The sequence below is a fragment of the Candidatus Poriferisocius sp. genome, assembly GCF_965214065.1.
GTDB lineage: Bacteria > Actinomycetota > Acidimicrobiia > Acidimicrobiales > Bin134 > Poriferisocius.
Genome location: NZ_CBDCAT010000026.1, coordinates 112,136 through 130,895, shown reverse-complemented (window position 1 = coordinate 130,895; position 18,760 = coordinate 112,136). Strand labels below are relative to the sequence as shown.

Annotated in this window: 16 protein-coding genes; 6 read left to right on the top strand and 10 right to left on the bottom strand. The window is 63.9% G+C overall.

Annotated features, from left to right (window positions below):
• Positions 1-59: 59 nt before the first annotated feature.
• The 3 genes from ACOOGG_RS04845 to ACOOGG_RS04835 are packed head-to-tail and all read left to right on the top strand — an operon-like array spanning position 60 to position 3,113.
• Entirely contained in the window at positions 60-1,544 is a 1,485-nt protein-coding gene (locus ACOOGG_RS04845; protein WP_420432848.1) for a mannitol dehydrogenase family protein, read from the top strand.
• Positions 1,525-2,322 (top strand): DeoR/GlpR family DNA-binding transcription regulator, encoded by a 798-nt coding sequence (locus ACOOGG_RS04840; protein WP_420432846.1) that lies wholly within the window; start codon positions 1,525-1,527, stop codon positions 2,320-2,322. Before ACOOGG_RS04845 ends, ACOOGG_RS04840 begins: the two co-directional genes overlap by 20 nt.
• On the top strand, positions 2,319-3,113 hold the full coding sequence (locus tag ACOOGG_RS04835; protein WP_420432844.1) for an inositol monophosphatase family protein: 795 nt from the start codon (positions 2,319-2,321) through the stop codon (positions 3,111-3,113). Before ACOOGG_RS04840 ends, ACOOGG_RS04835 begins: the two co-directional genes overlap by 4 nt.
• Here ACOOGG_RS04835 and ACOOGG_RS04830 read toward each other — a convergent pair.
• From ACOOGG_RS04830 to ACOOGG_RS04810, 5 genes are read right to left on the bottom strand one after another with little or no spacing between them, the layout of a single operon-like run.
• Positions 3,097-3,957, bottom strand: coding sequence for a phosphotransferase family protein (locus tag ACOOGG_RS04830; RefSeq protein ID WP_420432842.1), 861 nt, complete (start codon positions 3,955-3,957; stop codon positions 3,097-3,099). The genes ACOOGG_RS04835 and ACOOGG_RS04830 overlap by 17 nt on opposite strands.
• Before the next feature lie 7 nt (positions 3,958-3,964).
• On the bottom strand, positions 3,965-4,723 hold the full coding sequence (locus ACOOGG_RS04825; protein WP_420432840.1) for an SDR family NAD(P)-dependent oxidoreductase: 759 nt from the start codon (positions 4,721-4,723) through the stop codon (positions 3,965-3,967).
• Positions 4,720-5,946 (bottom strand): cytochrome P450, encoded by a 1,227-nt coding sequence (locus tag ACOOGG_RS04820; protein ID WP_420432838.1) that lies wholly within the window; start codon positions 5,944-5,946, stop codon positions 4,720-4,722. The genes ACOOGG_RS04825 and ACOOGG_RS04820 overlap by 4 nt, the downstream gene beginning before the upstream one ends.
• Before the next feature lie 4 nt (positions 5,947-5,950).
• Positions 5,951-7,102, bottom strand: a complete 1,152-nt coding sequence (locus ACOOGG_RS04815; RefSeq protein ID WP_420432836.1) for a thiolase family protein — start codon at positions 7,100-7,102, stop codon at positions 5,951-5,953.
• Positions 7,099-7,377, bottom strand: a complete 279-nt coding sequence (locus tag ACOOGG_RS04810) for a Zn-ribbon domain-containing OB-fold protein (protein WP_420432834.1) — start codon at positions 7,375-7,377, stop codon at positions 7,099-7,101. The genes ACOOGG_RS04815 and ACOOGG_RS04810 overlap by 4 nt, the downstream gene beginning before the upstream one ends.
• A gap of 241 nt (positions 7,378-7,618) precedes the next feature.
• Between ACOOGG_RS04810 and ACOOGG_RS04805 the strand changes: the two genes are divergently transcribed.
• Genes ACOOGG_RS04805 through ACOOGG_RS04795 form a run of 3 tightly spaced genes read left to right on the top strand, consistent with a single transcriptional unit; the run spans position 7,619 to position 10,451 of the window.
• Positions 7,619-8,431, top strand: a complete 813-nt coding sequence (locus tag ACOOGG_RS04805) for an SDR family NAD(P)-dependent oxidoreductase (RefSeq protein ID WP_420432832.1) — start codon at positions 7,619-7,621, stop codon at positions 8,429-8,431.
• Positions 8,432-8,435: 4 nt separating this feature from the next.
• Positions 8,436-8,843 carry a nuclear transport factor 2 family protein gene (locus tag ACOOGG_RS04800; protein WP_420432830.1) on the top strand — a complete coding sequence of 136 codons (408 nt, stop codon included), beginning with the start codon at positions 8,436-8,438 and terminating at the stop codon, positions 8,841-8,843.
• A 48-nt stretch (positions 8,844-8,891) separates the two neighbouring features.
• On the top strand, positions 8,892-10,451 hold the full coding sequence (locus ACOOGG_RS04795) for an AMP-binding protein (RefSeq protein WP_420432828.1): 1,560 nt from the start codon (positions 8,892-8,894) through the stop codon (positions 10,449-10,451).
• 87 nt (positions 10,452-10,538) lie between these two features.
• Here the strand turns inward: ACOOGG_RS04795 and ACOOGG_RS04790 are convergent, their stop codons facing one another.
• The 5 genes from ACOOGG_RS04790 to ACOOGG_RS04770 form a co-directional block, all read right to left on the bottom strand.
• The gene (locus ACOOGG_RS04790) at positions 10,539-13,547 is read right to left on the bottom strand and encodes a M16 family metallopeptidase (protein WP_420432826.1); all 3,009 of its coding nucleotides are present in this window, start codon (positions 13,545-13,547) and stop codon (positions 10,539-10,541) included.
• A 99-nt stretch (positions 13,548-13,646) separates the two neighbouring features.
• Positions 13,647-15,191 carry a sugar ABC transporter ATP-binding protein gene (locus ACOOGG_RS04785; RefSeq protein WP_420432824.1) on the bottom strand — a complete coding sequence of 515 codons (1,545 nt, stop codon included), beginning with the start codon at positions 15,189-15,191 and terminating at the stop codon, positions 13,647-13,649.
• Positions 15,188-16,213 (bottom strand): ABC transporter permease, encoded by a 1,026-nt coding sequence (locus ACOOGG_RS04780; RefSeq protein WP_420432822.1) that lies wholly within the window; start codon positions 16,211-16,213, stop codon positions 15,188-15,190. The genes ACOOGG_RS04785 and ACOOGG_RS04780 overlap by 4 nt, the downstream gene beginning before the upstream one ends.
• A gap of 116 nt (positions 16,214-16,329) precedes the next feature.
• Positions 16,330-17,406 (bottom strand): sugar ABC transporter substrate-binding protein, encoded by a 1,077-nt coding sequence (locus ACOOGG_RS04775; protein WP_420432820.1) that lies wholly within the window; start codon positions 17,404-17,406, stop codon positions 16,330-16,332.
• A 102-nt stretch (positions 17,407-17,508) separates the two neighbouring features.
• Positions 17,509-18,717: a cytochrome P450 gene (locus tag ACOOGG_RS04770; protein WP_420432818.1), complete on the bottom strand. Its 1,209-nt coding sequence runs from the start codon at positions 18,715-18,717 to the stop codon at positions 17,509-17,511.
• Between the last annotated feature and the right edge of the window lie 43 nt (positions 18,718-18,760).

Sequence of the window (18,760 nt, the reverse complement as noted above, 5' to 3'; positions counted from 1 at the left end):
TATCGGGCTGACTTCTTGCCACTTTATCTGTGTCTGTGTTGGTAGTAGGGTGTCTGGCCGTGCCAGCCCAACCGACAGACACCCTGCTCCGAAGCCGGGCACTGCACCGTTTGGGGGCATCTGTCGCCGTTCCCACCTATGACCGCAGCCAACTCCAGCGCAGCATTGTCCACATCGGCGTCGGCGGCTTTCACCGGTCGCACCTGGCCACCTATATCCACGAGCTGTGCCAGTCTGGCCACCGCGACTGGTCGATCACCGGGGCTGGCGTGCTTCCCAGCGATCAGGCGATGGCCGATGCCCTCAAACCGCAGGACTATCTCTATACCCTCATCATTCGGGGTCCCCAGTCCACAGAGACCGAGGTCATAGGCAGCATCGTCGACTTCGTTCACGCCTCCCCCCGCCCCGATCGGCTACTCGCTTCCATCGCCGACCCGGCCACCCAAATCGTGTCGCTCACCATCACAGAGGGCGGCTACCCGGTAGACGACATCACCGGCGACTATCTCCCCACCTCGCCTAACGCGGGGCCGGCATCGGCCTTCGGGATCCTCGCTGCCGGTCTCCAGCGGCGACACCAGAACGGCCACTCCGGTCTCACCGTGATCAGCTGCGACAACATCCTCAGCAACGGCTCGGTGGCCCGCACCGCCACTCTCGGCGAAGCCCGCGCACTGGGCGACGGGCTCGCCGACTGGATCGCCGACTCGGTGGCCTTTCCCAACAGCATGGTCGACCGCATCACTCCGGCGACTACCGACTCCGACCGGGCCTGGCTGGCCGCTCACAAAGGCGTAAACGACAACTGGCCTGTAGTCGCCGAGTCGTTTCGGCAGTGGGTGATCGAGGACAACTTCGCCGCCGCTCGTCCCCCCTTCGAGCAGCTCGACGTGCTGACCACAACCGATGCCAAGCCCTACGAGCTCATGAAGCTCCGCCTGCTCAATGCAGGTCACTCCTGTTTGGCCTATCTGGCCGCCCTCAAGGAGATGGAGACCATCGGCGCGGCCATGGCTTGTCCCGAGTTGCACGACTTCACCGCGAGCTTCCTGGCCCACGAGGCCCGCCCCGTCTTGCCGCCCATTGCCGGGATCGATCTCAACCAATATGTGGCGTCGATCATCGCCCGGTTCTCCAACACCAGCATCGGAGACCAGATCAGCCGTCTTTGCCTAGACGGGTCGGCGAAGTTCCCCAAGTTCCTGCTGCCGACGGTCAGAGCCCAGCTCGAAGCAGACGGGCCAATCGGTCTCAGCGCATTGGCCCTGGCCGGCTGGTGCGAATACCTCGCAGGGCCGCCGGAGCGCTTGGCCGCCGATCCCATACTCGGCCTCGCAACGGACCACGCCCGCCGAGCCCAGCACGACCCCGCGGCGTTCCTCGACTTCCCCGAAGTGTTCGGGGACGATCTGCCGCGGTCGCAGCGGTTCTCCGATGCCTTCAACCGGGCTCTCCGCTGCTTGCGGGAGCGGGGAGTAGAATCGGCCATCAACGCAGCACTGACGGGGGATAGGGATCTCGGTGACCGACCAGCTGACTGAACCGACCACAACAACGCTGTTTCAGACCGAGCGCCAGCGTGAGATTGTGGGAATTACGCGGCAAAGCGGTCGAGTCGAAGTGGCCGAATTGGCCGACCGATTCAGAGTGACCACCGAGACCATCCGCCGAGACCTGTCAGATCTCCAGCGCCAGCAGGTGGTTCGCCGAGTTCATGGCGGGGCGATTCCATGGGAAACGGACGGTTTTGAACCGCTTCTGTCGGTTCGCGCCGATCAACACGATCCTGAGAAGCGCCGCCTGGCCCAGGCGGCAGTGCAAGAACTGCCCGACACCGGGGCCATCATCATCGACTCAGGCAGCACGCTCAATCGGTTCGCCGAAGTGCTGCCCCGCCACTGCAACCTCCGGGTGGTGACCAATTCTCTGCACACCGCCCAGATCCTGGCCGAATACGAGGATGTCGACGTGATCGTGATCGGCGGAAAGCTCCGCAAGAACACCCTGGCCATGGTGGACGCCGACACCGTTGCCGCCGTCGATCCGCTGGTAGTCGACACCCTGTTCATCAGCAGCGACGGCTTGTCGGCCACCAAGGGCCTTACCACGCCCTACCGGGAAGAAGCGGCGCTGAAGCAGGCCATGATTCGCTCGGCGCGCCGAGTTGTCGCCCTCGTCGACCACTCCAAGGTGGGCCAAGACCAGTTCGTCCGATTCGCCGACTGGTCCGAAGTGGACGTACTCGTCACCAATTCCGAGGTAGACCCGGGCATCGTGGCCACAATCGAATCCCTCGGCACCACCGTGTTGCTGGCGTGAGCGAAGGCCATGAGTCGGCCCGTGCCCGCCATCTCGAAGATGTAGCCATCGAAGTCGCCTCAGCGGCCGCTGGCTATGTGCGCGCCCGCAGCGGCAAAGCCACCGCGGCGCGAACCAAGACCTCGCCCACCGACGTGGTCACCCACACCGACATGGAGTGCGAGCAGCTCATCCGCTCAGAACTGCTTGCCCGCTGTCCCGGTTCCTCAATCGTTGGCGAGGAACTAGCCGACGACGCCGGCGGCAACAACGTCGGCTGGATCGTCGACCCCATAGACGGGACAGTCAACTTTCTCTACGACTTGCCGGTGGTCTCGGTCAGCATTGCCGCAACCATTGACGGCGAAGTCGCAGCCGGAGCCGTTGCCGACATCCACCGAGATGAGGTGTTCTCCGCCACCCGAAACTTGGGGGCCAGGCGCACCGGAGAGCCCATCTCCCCCACAAAGCTGGCCACCCTCGATGGCGCCCTCGTGGCCACCGGCTTCGCCTACGACTCTGGACTGCGAGCAACCCAAGCCCAAATGCTGACTCGATTGCTGCCCGCGTGCCGCGACATCCGGTGCATGGGCTCCGCCGCGCTAAACCTCTGCTGGGTCGGATGCGGTCGCCTCGACGCCTACTTCGAGCGCGACCTGAAGGTTTACGACTATGCCGCCGGTGCCCTCGTCGCCCTCGAGGCCGGGGCCAGGATCGAGCTTCCCTCCACGGCTAACTGCAACCTGGCCATCGCGGCCACAGGCGGCGTATTCGAGTCGCTCCGAGCGATCCTGGTCAGCCCCAACGACTGACGTCCCCCGTCCGCAGAGCCTCCAGCGGAGAGGCATCCCGGCCGTCTTCTCCGTCAGCCTTCCACAGGGCAAGCAAGGGTGATTCGTCGGTCTCAGCCTCCTCGGCCAGCCGACTGGCCGCTACCACCGCCTCCCACTGGCCGAGCTCATCGCGGGGAAGCGCCAGCACATCGTGCATCGAAGAAACATAGGAATCGTGCAGTTCCCTCAGCACGGGCTGGGCACCATCCGGCATGTGCGGCCTATGCACCGAGGAGTCGAAGGGCCGAATCAACAGGGAGGATCGGACGACGTCGGCAACGGGGTGGCCTATGGCGGCGTCGAACCAGTCGATTACCACGGGGCCCGCAGGGCCCATGAGGACGTTTCCAGGATGGAGGTCGCCGTGCAGGAGAGCGGCGCCACTCGGCAGTCCCTCCAAGATATGCAGGGCGCGATCTCGCTCTGCCTCGGAGAACTGTTTGATCTCGATGATCTTTCTCTGCATTCTCCCCACCGACCCAGACACTGCGACTGGAAGTCCAGCCCGAAGGATCTGCCGGTGGACGTCGGCTAGTTCTCGCCCGAACGCCGCGGCGTTGTGGGGGCCATCCACGATCAACTCCCACATCGACGGACCCCACACTCTCTCGAACACGATGGCATCCCGCCCCTCGACTTGCACCACATCCAGCACCGCGGGAGCCGGAGCGCCCAGATCACGCACCGCCGCGGTGAACTCTGCTTCGTCCGCGGCCCAATGGGCGGGAACCGAAGGCCGGGGCACCTTCACTACCGCGCCGGGCCCGAACGCATATACATCTGATGTCCTGCCCACGGCCACCAGTTGCCCAGGACGGCTCATCGGCCGACTACGCCAGCATGCCGCCGTCGATGATCAGGACGGCGCCGGTGATATAGGACGCCGCCGGGGAGGCCAAGAACGCCACGGGCAGGGCTACTTCCTCAGCGGTTGCCCACCGTCCCAGAGGGATGGCGATGCCGGCCTCGGCTACCACAGCGTCTTTGTCGTAGCTGTCCCAGCCGCTGGTGTCCACAAAACCGGGGGCCACCGCGTTCACCCGAACGCCGTGGGGAGCCCACTCCCGGGCCAGCGCCTTGGTCTGCTGGAACAGGCCGCCCTTGGCCGCTGAGTAGGCCGCCATGCCGGGCAGGTGGCGCAACCCCGACAATGAGCCCACGTTGACGATGCAGCCCTGGCCCCGCTCGATCATGGAGCGGCCGAAGGCCTGCGACACCAAAAACGGCCCCGTGAGGTTGAGCGCCACTGTCTTGGACCAACCCGGCTCAGCAATGTCGAGCACCGGGGCGGTGAACCGGGCGCCACCCGCGTTGTTGACGAGGACATCTATGGGGCCGAGGGCTGCTGCGACCTGAGCGGCGGCCTCGGATATGGCGTCGGCATCGGTCACGTCGCAGGGAGCGACGCACACCTCGGCACCGCCGCCTCGGAGTTCTTGGGCCAACTCCTCTAGACGCTCGACTCGACGGGCCATGAGTGCGACCCGTGCTCCCTGGCCGGCCAGAACCCGGGCGATGGCACCGCCGATGTCGCCGGTGGCCCCGGTTACCGCCGCACCCACGCCCTCCAGCGGTCGACCGGCGGTCATGGCAAGCTCACCGGCAGGTGCTCCAGGCCCCGACTCAACATGGTGGGTACCCACACCTCGGGCTCGGGGCCCAGCTCCAGGTTGGGCAGGCGTCGGACCAGAGCTTCTAGGGCAATTGTTCCCTCTAGGCGAGCCACCGATGCCCCCAGGCAGAAGTGCAGCCCGAAACCGAAGCCGATGTGGTTGTTGGGATCGCGCTCCACATCGAACCGGTCGGGATCATCGAACGCCTCGGGATCACGGTTCGCGGCGTGCTGCACCAAATACACCATGTCGCCGGCCGGCAGGGTCTTACCCCGCATTTCCACCGAATCAGCCAGTGTGCGGACCTCCATTTTGGACGGCCCGTCGAATCTCAGGATCTCCTCGACTCCCGGTTTGATCAGAGACGGATCGTCTCTCAGCCGCTCAAGCTGTTCGGGGTGCTGGAGCAGCACCCGCATGCCGTTGCCGATGAGGTTGGTGGTGGTCTCGTGGCCCCCGAACAGAAAAAGCACGCAGTTGGCCACGATCTCGGGATCTTCCAGGCTGTCGTCGCCCTCTGAGGCCTCCACCAGATTGGAGATGATGTTGTCGGCCGGATTCTGGCGGTAATGGGTAACCAATTCGCCCAGATAGGAGGCCAGCTCGACGAGCCCCTGCTGTGCCCTTGCCCGGCGGTCCCCCACTCCCCGAGCGCCGAACACCAAGATCATCACGTCGTCGGACCAGTCCTTGAACCGGTCGCGGTCCTCAGCGGGCACCCCCATCATCTCGGCGATGACCACCGCGGGTATGGGATAGGCGAAGTCCTCGATCAGGTCGAACTGCTCCCGACCCGACAAGTCGTCGATCAACTCATCCACCACGCCATTGATTCGTTCCCGCCAGGCCTCCACCGCCCGGGGGGTGAACGCCCGGCTCACCAGCCGGCGCAATCGCGTGTGGTCGGGCGGATCCCGGAAAACCAGCCAGTCCATCAAGATGTCATAGGTGGGCTGGCGCTGGGCCTTCTGATCGTCGGTCAGGCGGTCATAAGCCGCGCCGATGCGCTCTGAGGAGAACCGGGGGTCCCGCAGGGCGTCGAGCACGTCGTCGTAGCGATGGATGAACCACGCCCGGTATTTCTCATTCCAGTGGACGGGGTCATGGGTTCGGAGAACCGAGAAATAGGAGTGGGGATCGGCGATCCGCCCGGGTGAGAGGACCTCATCGTCGATTGCCATGGGTGAGCTATCGGTCACAATGTCACCCCACTTGCTCCAACACCGTCACCACACACGCGTTGCCGTCGATTCCCGCCGTGCCGCCCCCCATGGTCTCCACCGCGCCGAGACGGGCCCCCGGTACTTGGCGGTCGGCGGCCATGCCCCGCAGCTGCCAGACGATCTCGGCAATTTGGGCCAGCCCGGTTGCCCCCAGCGGATGGCCCCTCGACAACAGTCCGCCCGAGGGGTTTACCGGCTGCGCCCCTCCCTGCGATGTATGACCCGATTCGACCAATCTGCCCCCTTCGCCCAACCCGCACATTCCCAGAGCCTCGGTGGTGACGATCTCGCCGATGGTGAAGGCATCGTGGACCTCGAATACGTCGATGTCGCCCACCCCAACCCCGGCGGCTTCGTAGGCCTGGGTTGCGGTATCGGCCACGATGTCCCAGCCCCACACCTTGTCGGTGGTGTGGTCCCACAGCCGCCCAGAGCGCAGCTCACTGGACCGGATGGCCACTTCCTGGCCCGGATCCCTTGAGCCCCCCAGTGGCCCGACCACCGCGGCGGCAGCAGCATCGGCAATCGAGCAGCATTGGAACAAAGTAATGGGATCAGCCACCATCAGGCTTTCCAGCACCTGCTCTAAGGTCACGACCTTGCGGTGCTGGGCCCGGGGGTTGCCTAGCGCATGTTGGCGGTTCTTGACCGCCACCGCGGCCATCTGCTCATCGGTGACGCCGAACTCGTAGCGGTACCGGGTGGCCGACATGCCGTAGATGCTGGGCATGGCGAAGCCCTGGGCCCCGTCGGGGTCCGACGCGATAGGGCTGATAGCGCCGTCAAAGTGGGCGGTCATGGTCTCGATTCCGAAGGCCAGCACCCGCTCGTACCGGCCGGTCTCCACTGCCAAGCGGGATTCGTGGAACGCCGAGGTGCCGCTGGCACAGGCGTTCTCGATGGTGATGACCGGCACCTCGACGATTCCGATCTGCTGGAGGCTGCGGGTGACGGTGCCAGGGTCGCCGAACACCGTGCCGGCGTACACCGCGTCGATATCGGAGGCCTTCAACCCGGCGTCGTCAAGTGCTTCCACCGTGGCCTGCCAGGCCAGTCTCGGACCTCCCAGCGAAGCCTGCTTGCCAAATGCCGAAGTTCCCACACCCCATATGGACGTGTTCGCCCCGTTCACGGCCCACGCCTCGTCACAACCGGATCGCCGTGTTCATTCCATCCCGACAGCGCAACTCGGCTGCCGGGAACCAGGGCTTCGTCGGAGCCATCGACATGGGCGAGGACGCGGGGGCCGTCGTCAACGTCCACGTAGGCCAGGGTGAACGGCGGGGTTCGACCCGGCACCGGAATCCGCAGAACCGTGGAACTGAAGACGGTGCCCTTGGGACCGAAGGTGGCCGACGACATGGAGTGGCTGCCGCAAACCGGACACCGAGGCGGCGACACCGGCATCGGATAACGGCAAGAGTCGCATCTGCTGCCGGACAACAATACGTGTCCATCGCTGAATACCAACTCTGGGCGGGGGTCAGCACCCGCCCGTACCGGTGGCGTGGTGGACAGCTTGGGCACCGGCCAAATGTACCAACTGACCCATGTTGCCCTGCGATTCGGCCCCGTTGGCCCTCTTTGTTTTACAGCCCCTGGCCCTGCGGCCTACGCTGCGGGCCGTATCTCATACAAGGGGGCATTGATGGGCATCGAAGGACTGCGATTCGTCATCACCGGGGCGGCCACCGGAATCGGGGCGGCCACCGCCCAGGTGGCAGCCGACAAGGGCGCCAAGGTGATGGTGTCCGATCTCAACGACGAGCAAGGCCAAGCAGTGGCCGACGAGATCAACGCCTCCGGCGGCACCGCGGCGTACACGCACTGCGACGTGACCGACCCCGACCAGGTGGATGCGCTGATGGCCGCCGCCGCGGCTGCCTTTGGCGGCATCGACGTTCTTCACAACAACGCCGGCATCCACGAGACCGCGCTGGCCTCACCTGAGCAATGCAGCCTGGAGGGAATGCCCCTCGATGTGTTCAAGAAAGTTGTGGAGGTGAACGCCGTCGCTCCGTGGATCTGCTCCAAGGCCGCCCTCCCCTACCTCAAGGAGAGCGATTGGCCGTCGATCGTCAACGCGGCGTCAACCGGTGCGCAATCCGCCTATCCGAACAACTCGGCCTACGGAACCTCCAAGGGCGGTATTCGGCTGCAAACCCAGAACCTGGCGGTGGATCTGGCACCGCTGGGGATCCGGGTCAACTGCTACGGCCCCACCGCCATTGCCACCGACATGGTCACCAACTTCGTCAAGCAGTCTGACGACCCGGTGGCATTCGAGAAGGCGCTCATCAACACCTCGCTCATCCCCCGCTTGGGCCTCCCCTCCGAGGTGGGCGAGCTGGTGTGCTTTTTGGCCAGCCGGGAGGCCGGCTTCATCAACGGCGCATACATATTGATCGATGGTGGCTCGCTGGCCTGGCGAGGCACCGTGGACATACTGGGAATGGAGTGATCCAATGGCAGACAAACAAGCGGTAACCGAGCTTTTGAACCACGCGGGAGTGGCCTACGACGTAGGCGACAGCGGCTTCCTCATCGGGATGTTCGCCCCCGACAACCCGGTGTTCGCGATGACCATCGCCGGCGGCGACCCAATCACCTTCGAGGGGTCAGAGGCCATCGCCGGGCTGTTCAGCGGGGCGATGGAGGAGCAGACCGACCAGCGCCGCCATGTGGTGACCAACCTCTACTTCGAGAACGAGTCCGAGGACTCCATCACCGCCATCAGCTATCTGGTGCTCATCACTGTGGAGAACGGCCAGCTCTCGGTCCTCTCCAGCGGCGTCTACACCGACGACTGCGTTCGGGTGGGCGACGACTGGAAGATCCAGAAGCGCTTCCTCGCCCTCGATCTGCCCTACTAGGGCATTCGGCCATGAGCATCGCATCCGCCCTCTAGGAAGGAGCCGCAGATGAACATCGGCCAGATCCCGGCCAAGTGGGCCCGGCAGACGCCGGACCGCGAGGCCATCATCGACTCCACCACCGGCCAACGGGTCACGTTCGCGGCCTTCGACGAGCACGTCCGCCGCCTGGCCAATGGGCTGGTCGGCTTGGGCTTGGAGAAGGGCGACCGGGTCGGCATCTTGAGCCAGAACTCGGTGGAGTACGCCGCCCTGTATTTCGCCTGTGGACGAACCGGACTTGTGGCCCAGCCCATGAACTGGCGGCTCTCCGGACCGGAGCTGGCCAAGATTGTGAACAACGGCGAGCCCCGGGCCTATATCACCCAGGGGGCCTACGCCGCCGAGGCAGCTGAGCTGTCAGGGCTGGTGAGCTGCGTGGAGCACTGGCTCCAGTACGGCGAGGGGGGCGACGGCTCCTACGAGGAGCTGGTGGAGTCGTCATCTGACGCCGAGCCCGCCGGGTCCGATGAGATCGGCGACACCGACCCGCTGTTCATCCTCTACACCGGAGGCACCACCGGGGAGTCCAAGGGCGCATTGCACAGCCACCGCAGCGTCTACTTCGGGATGCTCAACCAGACGGTGGCCGAGCGGATCGTCCCCAGCGACGTTTACATGCTCACCGGGCAGATGTTCCACATCCCGGTGGTGCTGGCCATGAACTACCTGGCTCACGGCTGCCCACTGGTGCTGATGAACTTCGACGCCAAATTGGCCCTTGAGCTGATCCAGACCGAGAAGGTGTCGGCCTTTTTGGGAGTCACCACCATGTTGAATTGGATGATGGCAGTAGAGGGGTTCGACGACTACGACATCTCCAGCCTGCGCAACATCCAGTACGGAGGCGGCCCCATGCCGTCCCGGGTCATCACCGAGGCCATGGACAAGTTCCCCTGCACCCTGATCCAGGGCTACGGCCAGACCGAGGGCACCACCATGTGCTTCTTATCGCAGGAGGACCACATTCGGGCCATCCGCGACGGCTACCGAACCGACCGGCTGCGGTCATGCGGCCGAGAGGGGTTCGTCACCTCGGTGCGGGTGGTTGATCCATACGGCGTTGATGTGCCCCAAGACGGAAAGACATCGGGGCAGATCATCGTGCGGTCCGAGGCCAACATGCTGGGATATTTCCGCCGACCCGATCTCACCGCCGACACCATCAAGGACGGCTGGATGTGGACCGGCGATATCGCCACCTGGGACGACGAGCGGTACGTGTCCATCGTCGACCGGGCCAAGGACATGATCATCTCCGGCGGCGAGAACATCTACTCGGTTCAGGTGGAGGAGGCCATCGCCACCCACGAGGCGGTCTTGGAGACCGCGGTGATCGGCGTTCCCGACGACACCTGGGGCGAGTCGGTCATGGCCTATGTGGTGCTCAAACCGGGCATGGCCGCCACCGAGGACGAGATCATCGACTCCGCCCGCCAGAACTTGGCCTCCTACCAGAAGCCCAGGGCGGTGGCCTTCGTGGATGAGCTGCCCAAAGCGCCAACCGGCAAGATCCTCAAGCGAGTGCTGCGCGACCCCCACTGGGAGGGCCAAGAGCGCCAGGTTTAACCGAGGTGCCGCTAGGGCAGTACCCGGATGATCTGAATGCGCTGTTCAGCTACGGCAGTACCCGGATGATCTGAATGCGCTGATCAGCTAGGGCAGTACCCGGACCATCTGAATGTGCTGATCGGGATCGAATAGCAGCGCGGCTAGTGCTTGCACATCTGCCAGTTCCAAGGCTTCCAACTCTTCCAGCAGACGCTCCGGTGTTGGCAGCTCATCGTCGTCGGCGTAGGCCCGGCGAATCAGAACACTGGCCAAGTCGGCGTTGTCGATCAGCGCGAAGTCGTCACCGACCACCGCCCGGGCCTGCTCGAACTCCTCACCGGTGATCTCACCGGAGTGAACCTCGGTCAGAATGCGGGACATCTCCGCTTCGATGGTGTCCATTTGGTCGGGGGCGCCGGTGGCGACAACTTCTCCGGTGACCCTGGGCTCTGGCGTGAAGCTCTGGCCGAGGAATGAACTGACTACGTAGGTGTCGCCCAGGTCTTCCCGGACATCCTCAACTAGGCGTGTGTCGATGATCACGTCGAGCACTCTGACCGCTACCTGCGTCGAAGGGTTCACATCCAGCGAAGCCTCGTAGCTGTACGACACCGACGTTGACTGGTTGTCGGGGCCGAGCACAACCTCACGGCGCACGACCCCATCAGGCTCCGGTGTGCGCCGGTTTACGTAGCTGTCGGCCTCCCTGGCGGGAAGCGTTCCCACATAGGTTCGGGCCATTTGCTCCACCACGTCGCGGTCAACATCGCCGACGACAACCACGACAAGGTCGTCCACCCCGTCGAAGCGTCGCTGGTAGATGTCCAACAGCTCTTCGGCAGTTATCGAGTCCAGTATCTGCTGGGAGGGAATCAGGTTGAACCAACCGAGAGCATCTCCATAGCGCTCTTCAACAAAGGCCACCCCCTCCTGCCAATCGGGGTCGGACTGCGACAGTGACAAGATGATCTCGCCGATGTTGGCCGCTTCGGCAAAGGCCTGCTCGTCCACCCGAGGCTCTGTCATGTACAAGTGCATGAGCTGGAACATCGTCTCCACGCCTTCGGTGTCAGATGCTCCCGAAATTCCCTCAGTGGTCTCGGCAATATACGGCCCTACTTGGGCGTTGCGGTCGTCCAGATAGCGGGAGATCTGCGTTGGGCTCAAGTCGCCCAGGCCACTGTTGCCCACTGCCCGGGTTACCAGATACTGGGCTAGAGGACGATCGCCTTCGGAGAGCGCCGACCAGCCGCCCCAAGAGATGGCGTCCAAGCTGACTTGGTTCTCAGCAATATCGGAATAGGCGTACATGACCCGGGCGCCGTTGTCGAAGGTCCACTCGTAAGCATCGTCCAGCTCGTCGGCAATCGCCTCGATCGGCCCCTCGGACACCGGATCAACCGGGCTGGGCGCGGCCAGCAATTCCGTCGCCTCCCCGGCCTGGGCCGGCAACTCGCCCGGCGCGGCTGCTTCCAGCGCGGCTCGCATCTCTTCGACGCTGGGAACTTCAGAGGGATCGGGGCCCACCGCGATCATGATCAGCCCGCTCTCGGCCAAGATCTCCCGGTAGCGGCCGCTGAGGTCGTCGACCTGGATCTCATCGAGCAGGGCATCTACCCGCTCCGCGGTGTCCTCTATCCGACCTATGTCCCTGCCTTCCAAGAAGTGCGCCGTGTATTGGCCGGCGCGTCCGCGATCCTGGATGGTGGGGGATGCGTCAATTGCCGACTCCAAGTCGGCTCTGATGGCATTGGCCGCCCGCTCAAGGTCGACATCGCTGAAGCCATGCTCGGCGAGACTCAACAGCAAAGACCAGTAGTCGGTGAGGGCGGCGGAATAGTCGTCGGCCCGCATATTGGTGCCGTAGTACCGCAGGCCGCGCGTGTAGGAGAACGTCGACCAGTGGGTTGGATCGATCTGCGACAAAAAGCCCTGCTCGTATCCGTCCTGCAAGCGGTTCCCCACCATGATGCCGATGACCTCCTCGATCCATAGCTGGCGGTCGCCCTCAACGGTGTTGGGATCCCAAGACGGCAGGCGGATATCCAAAGAGAGGTATGGGTACGACTGCTCAGGCGACGTGGCTATGTCGAAGGTCGCCTCCGGGTTCAGGGCCGACCCGTTGTCGGGCACAGAGGGCGTCTCGCCCGCGGAGATGTCGCAGAAATACTCCTCAACGAGGTCCTCCAGCGTGTCTACAGGCAAATCGCCCACCGCCACCACTGCCATGTTGGACGGCACGTACCACGTCTCATAGAACGCCCGCAGATCCTCAGCGGTGGTCGCCTCGATCACTTCCACCGTGCCGATCGGATCCTTGCCCTCGTAGGGGGTGCCCTGAACATACATCCCGTCGAAAACTTGATGGATGACACCTTCGCCCGTCTCCTCCCTCCGGCGATACTCATCGCGGATAATGCCCCGCTCCTCTTCCACATCTACGGGAGCGATGGTGGCGGCGTGCGCCCACTGGGCCAGCACCTCGAATGCGGTGTCCACCGACCCCTCTTCCTCGTCTATGACCAAATCGAGCATGTAGACGGTCTCGTCATAGGAGGTGTAGGCGTTTATGTCCGGTCCGAACTCCACTCCGATGCTTTGCAGAGCGTCGGTGATCTCGTTGCCCGGGTACTTCTCGGTGCCGTTGAACAGCATGTGCTCCAAGAAGTGGGCATACCCGGCCCCCTCGATCGGCTCATTGAGCGACCCAGCGTTAACCGCGAGCCGCAGTGAGAGCGCGCCGCCCGGGCTGTCATTGGAGCGAACGTAGTAGGTGAGCCCGTTGTCCAAGGTGCCGATCTTCACCTCGGGATCCACCGGGAGCAGACCCTCCTCGGCTGCGGCCTCTTCACCTGCTTGGCATCCATCATCTGCTTGCGGTGACTCAGGCTGAGCTGCGGCTTCCTCGTCTTCCGCAGCCTCAGACATGGCGGTGGGCTCAGCGGTGGGCTCAGCGGTGGGTTCAGCGGTGGCCTCAGGGGTCGCGGCTTCGTCTTCAGCGTCGGTGTCTCCGGCGGCGCCGATCTGCCCGGTTACTGGAATGTGAGTTTCGCTGTCCGAACATGCGGCCGCGATCAAGGCCACGCTGAACAACAGGATGAGGAGCTTCTTCATTCTCGCCTCTGGTCGTCCGTCTACTTCTCAGCTCAAAAGAGCCCGTGGCCGAACACAGTACCGACCAGCAGTGACACTACCCACACCAACGGCTGCCCATCAGTGCTGGCTGTAGCAGAGCTCCACGATGGCCGGCTCGGTGACCGCGTCGTCCTCTAGCTCGCCGATGATGCGGCCCTCACTCAGCACCAGCACCCGATGGCACACCCCGACCAGCTCCGAGAACTCCGACGAGATGAACACCACTGCCTTCCCCGCAGCGGCCAGCTCTTCCATAATGTCGTAGATCTCCTCCTTGCCGTCCACATCCACCCCGATGGTCGGCTCATCAAAGATCAATACGTCGGCCCCCTGCTCCAGCCACTTGGCGATCACCACCTTCTGCTGGTTGCCTCCCGACAGCAGCCGCACAAGCTGGCGGTCGTGGGGAGTGGCGATGCTCAAGCGATTTATCCGCTGGTCGGCAGCCTGCTTCTCCGACCGCACCGAGGGCGCCGGCACCCGCGGCCGCAGCCGGTGGCGATCCAAAGAAGCCAGCGTGATGTTGTTGCGCACGCTGAAGTCCATGATGTTTCCCTGGGTCTTGCGGTCTTCGGGCAGAAGGGCCAGACCGGCCGCCATGGACTCAGATGGATGGTTCTCCTTAATCTTCTGGCCGTGAACTCGAATCGTGCCCTCTCGACGATGATCAGCGCCGAATACTGCCCTCACCAACTCAGTACGACCGCTGCCCACCAGCCCCCCCAATCCCAGAATCTCTCCCTTGCGCACGTCGAAGGAGCAATCGTGCACGCCGGTGTCGGCGCTCACTCCGTCCACTTCCAACACCACCTCAGCCTCAGGTCTTCCCCCTACTCCCCGGCTGGCTCTCCGCTCGGATGCGGTCTGGGCGTGCTCGTGTCCGGTGATATGCGAGATGAGCGAGCCACGGTCCAACGATGTCGTGGGCTCGTCGGCAACCAACTGCCCGTTGCGCATCACGATGACCCGCTCGGTGAGCTCGAATATCTCCTCCAAGCGGTGCGACACATACACCACGGCCATTCCATCGTCCCGCAACCGGCGCACCACGGCGAACAGGTGCTCGATTTCTTCATCGGTGAGCGATGCGCTGGGTTCGTCCAACACCAAGAGCTGGGCCTGCTGGGCCAGCCCCCGGGCGATCATCACCAGCCGCTGCTGGGCCACGCTCAGCTTTCCCACCAGCTGGCGGGGATTGATCTCCGCCTCCAACCGGGCGATCGACCCGGCGGCTTGGCGGCGCAACTCTGCCCAATCCACGAACAGGCCCAGCTTTCGGGGGTAGCCGAGGCCCATCCTCACGTTCTCGGCCACTGACAGGTCGCCCACGTCTTGGAGGTCTTGGTGGACGAAGGCCAGCCCGGCCACCGTTGCATCATGGGGTCGGTGCAGATCGAGCGGCTCGCCGCTCAGGGACAAATGGCCTTCGTCCGCCCTTTCAGCCCCAGCGATGATCTTGATCAGCGTGCTCTTGCCCGCGCCGTTCTTGCCCACCAGCCCGACGATCTCTCCGGCCTCCAGAGACAGGGTCACATCGTCCACGGCCAGCACACCGGGGTAGCGCTTGGTCACCCCGGAGACTTCGAGCAGCGGAGCCCTCACCTCCGGTGCTGGAGCGGTCATCGCCGCTTTGCTCCCAGTGCCGTGAGCAGCATGGCCAAGACCAGGATCGATCCCCGGGAGATATCCAAGATGTCACGGTCGTATCCCAAGATGGTCAGCCCCGACTGCACTGCCTGCAAGAAGATCACCCCGAGCACGGTGCCCGGAACGTTGAACAGGCCCTGCCGGGAGGCCGCCGCCCCCAAGAACGCCGCCGCATAGGCCGACAGAAGCAAAGAGATGCCGACACGGGGGATGGAGGAGGCGGTCCGAGCCGTTTGAGACACCGCGGCGATGACCGCCACGAAGCCGACGACCACAAATCCCAGTGCCCGCAATGCCTTGACGTTGATGCCCGACAGCCGAGCCGCCTCCGGATTGCCGCCGATGGCGTACATGTACCGCCCCAGCTCGGTTTTGGACATCATCAGCCACAAGATGATGGCCAGACCGGCGGCGATCCACACCGGCGAGGTGAACTCGGTAAGCGGCTCTGGCTTGCCGATGCCGAGGTCCCGATAGAGGTCCGGCATATCGGCCGCACCGGTGATGTTGCGCCCGTCGCTGATCATGTATTCGACGCCCAGCAGAATCAAAAAGGTGGCCAGTGTGGTGATGAACGAGGGCATCTCCACGTATGACACCAATAGGCCGTTGATGGCCCCGATGCCGAGGCCGAACGCCACCCCCACCAGCACCGCCAGACCCCACGGCCAGTCGTGGTTCACGATCAAAATCACGATCGCTGCCGCACTGGCCGAGAGCGTCCCGGCGATGGACAGATCGAAGTCGCCCATGGCCAGCACAACGGTGAGCCCGAGCGAGAGCATGAGCAGCGGTGCAGCCAAACCGAGCTGGGTGCGCAGGTTGTCGATTTCGATGAAGTCGCTGTCGAGCACCGTGAAGATCACGATGCATGCCACCAGGGTGATGAAGACCCCGTACGTCGATATGAACGACAGCACATCGAACCTTGAACGCGATCCCCCCGATCCTGACTTGGCCGACTCTGGCGGCACCGGGACAGTGGTTGTTTCAGCCATTCGCTTCCTCCCCTGCGTTGAAACTAGTCGCTGGACGCGATTGAGCCGGTGACGGATGCTTCCGTCACCGGCTCAATCATGTTCTAGCCTGCACCCGAAGGTGCGGGATCACTGCCTCAGCAGTTGGGCAGACCTTCGTACTCGTCGCACCACTTGTTGCGGAAGTACTCCTCGTAGTCACCGGGTGGGTCCGGGGCGGGAACCTCGGTGCTGTCGGCCGGCATGGCGTTCACCGTGTCGATGGTGACCACTTGGCGGACCGAGAAGTTCCGACCGTCATAGTTCGGGGCCCGCTGTTGGCTGGGCTCTGTGCCGTTCTCCAGCCACGCGGCAACCGCGTCGACCTGAGCCCAGCTCTGCCACTCCAGCTTCTCGTCCACCGCGGCATCCACCCGGCCGGTCCGGATGTCGTTCACGGTGGTGGGATTGGCGTAGAAGGTCAGCAGTTGCGGGCGATCCGGATCATCGGCCTCGTAGAGAGCGCCGATGGCCTGGGCGGCACCGATGGAAGCCACCGAGAAGTTGATCCACACTGCATCGATGTCGTCGAATTGCTGGAGCTTGGTGGTCACGTCGGCTTCGGTGCCGGCCACCAGGTCGGCGAAGTCGCCCTCCCACTGGTCGACGATCTCGATGTTGTTGCCCTGGATGACCGAATTCAAGCCCTCAATGCGCTTGTCGCTCCACGCAGTGGGAACGGACTGCACAATAATGCGGGCGCCGCCGGGGAACTGGTCCACCAGATAGTTGGCCAACTGCACACCCAGGTCGGTGTCATCGGAGGCAAAGCTGGCGATGTAGAAGTCGCGGGGCTCCACTTCGCCGCCGGCGGAGAGCACGGGAATGCCCTCCTCCTCGGCCCGCTCTAACACGTCGGTGATAAACGCCTCGGGAATGCCGTCGGTGAGCATCACGTCGATGTCCTTGTCCAAAAGCTGGTTTCCGCACACCGGCATCTGGGCTGGATCGCCCGCCGCGTCGCAGGTCTCGTAGCTCCATCCGAAGAACTCAACGGCCTCTTTGGCTGCGTCTTCAATCCTCTTCCCAGCCTCATCAGCGTAGATCCACTGGAGATAGCCGATGGTGATGTCGGAACCGGCAGCTACTTCGCTGTCGTCGTCGTTGCCGCACGCTCCTGCGACCAACGTCAACGCCAGCAGCCCTGCCAGCACCCTCCACAAAGATCGTTTCATGTTTGTCCCCTCTCCGGACGATTGAGCGCAAGTCGAACGCTTGAGCTTCCAATAGTAGGAAACTCGTGAAAAGGGCACCAATCGCCCTTTTCCTCACTAGTTTTACGCCGGGTCGAACTCCACTTGGAGCTCGGCGGGGGCCCGCAGAAACACGCCGACCTCTTGGGCCTCGAACCCGTCGGCCAACCGGAGGTTCTCGGTGCAGTCCAGAACGATGTTGAGCGCGGCCTCGATTTCGGCCTTGGCCAGATAGGAGCCCACGCAGTGATGGCGGCCGAAGCAGAACGTGGTGTGCTCGGCGTTGGCCGCAAATGCGCTGGACGCCGGGAGGTCCTGGCGATTGATGTCGAATAGCTCGGGATCGGTGTGGGTGTACTTGCGCTCATCCCGGTTGGCCGCCCCGATGATGCCGGTCACCGTGGCCCCGGCGGGAATGGTGCCCGTGCCCGAGGGCAGCTCGGCCTCCTCATGAGGCAGGCGCTGGATCCAGTGGGCGGGTGGGCTGTAGCGCAGGGTCTCGGCCACGGCCATGGTTGCCATGGAGCGGTCGTTGCGCACCTGCTCAAGTTGGTCGGGGTGCTCCAGCAGGTTCTTGAACAGGCTGGCTATGGCCTTGTCGGTGGTCTCTCCCCCGGCGGTCAGCAGCAGGCTGGTGAACGACTTGACCTCGATGTCCGAGAGGCCGCTGCCGTCGATCTCCGCGGTGACCAGGTTCGAGAGCAGGTCGTTGCCGGGGTTGCGCCGCCGCTCGGCGATGACCGGCATCAGGTACTCCTGGAACTCCTCCCGGGTTTGCTCCCCCTCGGCGATGATGTCGGGGTCTTGGTTGATGTTGGACACGAATCGGTTGATTGATTCGTACCAGTCTTGGAACTTGGAGTGGTCCTCGTCGGGCAGCCCCAGCATGGCCACGATCACCTTGATGGGCAGGTACCTCGACAAGCCCTCGACCAGATCGCAGCTCCCGTCGGCGATCCACTGGTCGATCATCGAGCGGGCCTGGGCCTCGATCATGGGCATGAAGTCGCTCTCCAGGATTGCCCCTCGGAAGAACGGCGCCACCAAGTTCCGATAGCGTGAGTGTTCAGCCCCGTGCTTGGACAACAGTGTCGGGCCGTGGGCCGGCTCGATCATCCACTCGTACATGTCGGTGCTGAACGCCGGGTTCTTGAACACGTGCTCTACATCGGCGTAGCGGCTCACGAACCAGGTGTCCGACGCCTCGTCGTGAAAGCACGGGTAGTCATCCCGGTACACCCGGTAGACGTCGTAGCGGTCTTCGTCTGAACTGAGCAGGTCAGGTGGTGCCATGGCGGCACTCTAGCCAGAGCGAATTGCTACCGGCGGGGAGAGG

Excerpts from the sequence above, each read along its gene's own strand:
- ACOOGG_RS04830 (WP_420432842.1), bottom strand. The coding sequence starts at position 3,957 with ATGAGCCGTCCTGGGCAACTGGTGGCCGTGGGCAGGACATCAGATGTA.
- ACOOGG_RS04825 (WP_420432840.1), bottom strand. The coding sequence starts at position 4,723 with ATGACCGCCGGTCGACCGCTGGAGGGCGTGGGTGCGGCGGTAACCGGG.
- ACOOGG_RS04810 (WP_420432834.1), bottom strand. The coding sequence starts at position 7,377 with ATGCCGGTGTCGCCGCCTCGGTGTCCGGTTTGCGGCAGCCACTCCATG.
- ACOOGG_RS04805 (WP_420432832.1), top strand. The coding sequence starts at position 7,619 with ATGGGCATCGAAGGACTGCGATTCGTCATCACCGGGGCGGCCACCGGA.
- ACOOGG_RS04800 (WP_420432830.1), top strand. The coding sequence starts at position 8,436 with ATGGCAGACAAACAAGCGGTAACCGAGCTTTTGAACCACGCGGGAGTG.
- ACOOGG_RS04795 (WP_420432828.1), top strand. The coding sequence starts at position 8,892 with ATGAACATCGGCCAGATCCCGGCCAAGTGGGCCCGGCAGACGCCGGAC.
- ACOOGG_RS04790 (WP_420432826.1), bottom strand. The coding sequence starts at position 13,547 with ATGAAGAAGCTCCTCATCCTGTTGTTCAGCGTGGCCTTGATCGCGGCC.
- ACOOGG_RS04785 (WP_420432824.1), bottom strand. The coding sequence starts at position 15,191 with ATGACCGCTCCAGCACCGGAGGTGAGGGCTCCGCTGCTCGAAGTCTCC.
- ACOOGG_RS04780 (WP_420432822.1), bottom strand. The coding sequence starts at position 16,213 with ATGGCTGAAACAACCACTGTCCCGGTGCCGCCAGAGTCGGCCAAGTCA.
- ACOOGG_RS04775 (WP_420432820.1), bottom strand. The coding sequence starts at position 17,406 with ATGAAACGATCTTTGTGGAGGGTGCTGGCAGGGCTGCTGGCGTTGACG.
- ACOOGG_RS04770 (WP_420432818.1), bottom strand. The coding sequence starts at position 18,717 with ATGGCACCACCTGACCTGCTCAGTTCAGACGAAGACCGCTACGACGTC.